General features: G+C 67.5%; 5 protein-coding genes. 1 reads left to right on the forward strand and 4 read right to left on the reverse strand.

Annotated elements, in window-relative coordinates; genetic code table 11:
- Positions 1-60 precede the first annotated feature (60 nt).
- The 4 genes from ACFQ27_RS20695 to ACFQ27_RS20710 form a co-directional block, all read right to left on the reverse strand.
- Positions 61-1,512, reverse strand: coding sequence for an IS1182 family transposase (locus tag ACFQ27_RS20695; RefSeq protein ID WP_231733458.1), 1,452 nt, complete (start codon positions 1,510-1,512; stop codon positions 61-63).
- Positions 1,513-1,630: 118 nt separating this feature from the next.
- Positions 1,631-2,011, reverse strand: a complete 381-nt coding sequence (locus ACFQ27_RS20700) for a hypothetical protein (protein ID WP_257817739.1) — start codon at positions 2,009-2,011, stop codon at positions 1,631-1,633.
- Entirely contained in the window at positions 2,004-2,255 is a 252-nt protein-coding gene (locus ACFQ27_RS20705) for a GDCCVxC domain-containing (seleno)protein (RefSeq protein ID WP_068878768.1), read from the reverse strand. The genes ACFQ27_RS20700 and ACFQ27_RS20705 overlap by 8 nt, the downstream gene beginning before the upstream one ends.
- Positions 2,252-2,665, reverse strand: coding sequence for an MFS transporter permease (locus ACFQ27_RS20710; protein WP_068878769.1), 414 nt, complete (start codon positions 2,663-2,665; stop codon positions 2,252-2,254). The genes ACFQ27_RS20705 and ACFQ27_RS20710 overlap by 4 nt, the downstream gene beginning before the upstream one ends.
- 84 nt (positions 2,666-2,749) lie before the next feature.
- Here ACFQ27_RS20710 and ACFQ27_RS20715 point away from each other — a divergent pair, with 84 nt between their 5' ends.
- On the forward strand, positions 2,750-3,151 hold the full coding sequence (locus tag ACFQ27_RS20715; protein WP_257817738.1) for a MerR family transcriptional regulator: 402 nt from the start codon (positions 2,750-2,752) through the stop codon (positions 3,149-3,151).
- Positions 3,152-3,201 lie beyond the last annotated feature (50 nt).

Consider the following 3,201-nt stretch of genomic DNA (forward strand, 5'->3'; position numbering starts at 1 on the left):
CCCAGGCTGTGCCAAAACTCGCCGGCCGCCCTGGCGTGGACGCCGCATCGAGCCGGCCGTTTAGGCCGACGGTGTCAGGCGCGCCGGACCGAAGACATTCACCGCGTGGATGATGTTGAAGGCCAGGATGGAGAGCGCTGCCTCTGCCTTTACTGCTCTGAGGCCGCGGGTAAGGAACCGACCACCTCCCGACATTCGCTTGATCGTGCCGAACGGGTGCTCAACCGTGCATCGGCGCGTCACCATCAGGCTTGGATTGGCGTAGATCCTCGCCTCCATGCGATCGAGCGCCGCCTGGTCGAACAGGCGATGGATCGTCCGTTGGGCGCCCGCTGTGCATCTCGGCTTCAGGCGGCAGTCCCTGCAGGCGGTCGTTCGATATCGGATGGCGCGATTGCGGGTGTGTTTGCCGGAGGGCTTCATCGTCTGACCCGCCGGGCAGCGGATGGTGTCTGACGCCTCATCAAATGCGAACTGGGTCGGCCGAAAGAAGTCGGTGTTCATCGCGCCGCGCTTGATCGGCGCCGCGACCTCGATTCGATCGTGCTCGCACGCCGCTATCGCCTGGGCGTTCGAGTAGCCGCCGTCCGCCAGAACAGTCAGGCGGTCGACCTGCAGCACTTCCATCGTCGCCAGCGACATTGGGTGCAGGAGTTGGCTGTCGTTCGCTTCGTTGGCGACGTCGTGGTGGACGATCAGACCGCTATCTACGTCCACGACGCTTTGCATGTTGTAGCAGGGCATCTTGGGTGAGTGGGCGTAGCCCATCGGCCTCGCGTCGGGCTCGCCGAAGACCAGCACCTTTTCGGCGCGTTCCACCAAGATTTCTTGCCGGCGCGCCAGCCGATCCTTCCGCCGGCTCAACGCGGCGATCGCGTCAGTGAAGGCCTGCCGGTGAACCGGTTGGTCGTCGAAGCCCTGGGTCACGGCTTCGTCCATGGCGTCGAGCCGGTCCAAGTAGTAGGCGATCTCCTTCTCGGTATGTGCGACGTCGCGAGCCAGCCGCTCGGCGCCGGCGATGTTCTTCGGGCTGGCGACGGCCCGCATCTTCGTCCCGTCCAGCGCCACCATCCGGCCGGTGATGAGCCCGCCGTCGAGGCAGAACTGGATGAATGCCGCGCTCGCCGCAACGATGGCCTCGGGGTTGTCGTGCCGGAAGGCGGCGATGGTGCGATAGTCCGGCGCGAGCTGCTTCATGAGCCACAGCGCTTCAAGGTCGCGGATGCAGGCCCGCTCGAGGTGCCTGGAAGAGCGAACCTGGTTGAGATAGCCCCAGACATACAGCCGAAGCATGTCCCCGGGATGGTAGCCGGGCCGGCCGGTCGCCGCCGCGACGGTGCGAGCAAAGCCGAGTTCTGCGAGGTCGAGACTACCAACGAACGCGTCGACAACTCGCACCAGGGATTCGGGAGCGACATAGTCATCGATGCAGGGAGGCAGCAGGCTTACCTGTGTCCGATCTGTTCCTTCCAAGAAGCTCACGAGAACCCTCACGGCAGTTTCGTAGCTCATTGATTCTACTGTGATTTGGTCGCCAATTCCACTTGGCAAGGCCGAGGTCCACTCGGCGGCAGGTTTCGACGCGGGGCGCCGACGGCGGGAGCGTAGCGGGTATTCAGCCGATTGGTCGCTATGGCCGCCCGAACTTGCCCCATAGACGCTCGCTGCCCCACCAGAGGACCACGAAGCCTATGAGGGTTGCGCCCCCGAGGAAGCTCCAACCGTGTGGGCCAAACGGTGCCGCGCCTGCGGCGTAGGCGACCACCAAGCCTGCCATCGCCAGGAGGTAGGGGCCCGTCACGCGGCAGTGGATGCGGCCGCACCGCCGGGCGTTCAGCAGACAGGCGAAGCCCATCCAGACCAGCATGCCCGCCCAGACGGCTGCGCGAAGCGTGGGCTCCAGCAGGAGGGCTGCGAGCATCGCTGCGCCGGGGAGCGCCCAGAGCGCGATGAAGGCGCGCGTGTCGCTGGCCCAATCTTTGGCACCGCCAACCGCGTCGCACTTACCCATCGCGGCCGCCGCTGCAGCAGGCGGCGGCCCCACCGCTGGCCCCTGCTTCTTGGATGGGCGGACAGGGCACGTCCGCGTAAGAGCAGAAGACGCAGCAGTCGCCCGGCTTGGGCTTGAGGACGACGCCGCAGCCCTGGCAGTCGTAGAAGTACTGGCAGGCGTCGGTCGGCATGGTCTCGGTCGCCTGGTGGCCGCAGTGCGGACAGGTGAGCGTAGAGCGGAGCTCAATCTGCACGTCGCTCATCCGCGGGCGCTCCGGATCAGCGCCAGGGCCCAGGGCTCGACGATAGGCTGCCAGATCAGAGCAAGCAGAACGAGGACGGTGGCCGCACCGAGCATGGCGATCCCCAGCCGTGATGGCGCAGCGCAGCTGCTATCGACCCGGCACGTCCGCGCCCGGCGCCAGGTGACGACCCAGCCCACGCTGATCAAGGCCAGCGCCCCGAGCGTAAACCAGGTGCGCTGACCGGCGACCCAGCCCAGACCGCCCAGCCCAAGGCCAGCCAGCGCCAACGACATCGGTAGGACGCAGCATGCGGCCCAGGCGAAGACCGCTCCGGCCGCAGCGGCGACCGCCGCCCAGTTCAAGGCGGTCTCGGCGGGCTTGCCGCCCTGTCCTTCCCGTCGGACTCGAAGCCCGCTGCTTGCCGTCACGCCGTCGTCTCCTGGTGCAATGACGACTAGGATGCCATCTGTAGCGACTACAGACTCAAGCCCTAATCGAAAGCCGCGCTCCCCATGGCCGACCAGGCGATCCAGATCGGCGAGCTCTCACGCCGCACGGGCTGCAACATCGAGACGATCCGCTACTACGAGCGGATCGGCCTGATGCCGGCCCCGCCCCGGCGCGGCCGCTATCGCAGCTACGGTGGCGACGACGTGGGCCGCCTGGGCTTCGTGCGTCGGGCGCGGGAGCTGGGCTTCACGCTGGACGAGGTTCGCGCGTTGCTGGCGCTCGCCGCCGGCGGCCAGGCGTCCTGCGCGGAGGTCAGGGATCTCGCGGCCTCGCACCTGCAGGACGTGCGTGCGCGCATCGCCGACCTCAAGCGAATGGAGCGGGTCCTCGCCGGCTCGGTACGGGCCTGCGAGGCCGGTCAGGACCCAGGCTGCCCGCTGATCCACGCGCTGTACGCCGCGTAAGCGACGGCGACGCGGCCGGCGCCGCTCGCCATCGGTTTTTGCACAGCCTG

The organism is Phenylobacterium conjunctum (assembly GCF_042679085.1).
Taxonomy (GTDB): Bacteria; Pseudomonadota; Alphaproteobacteria; order Caulobacterales; family Caulobacteraceae; genus Phenylobacterium; species Phenylobacterium conjunctum.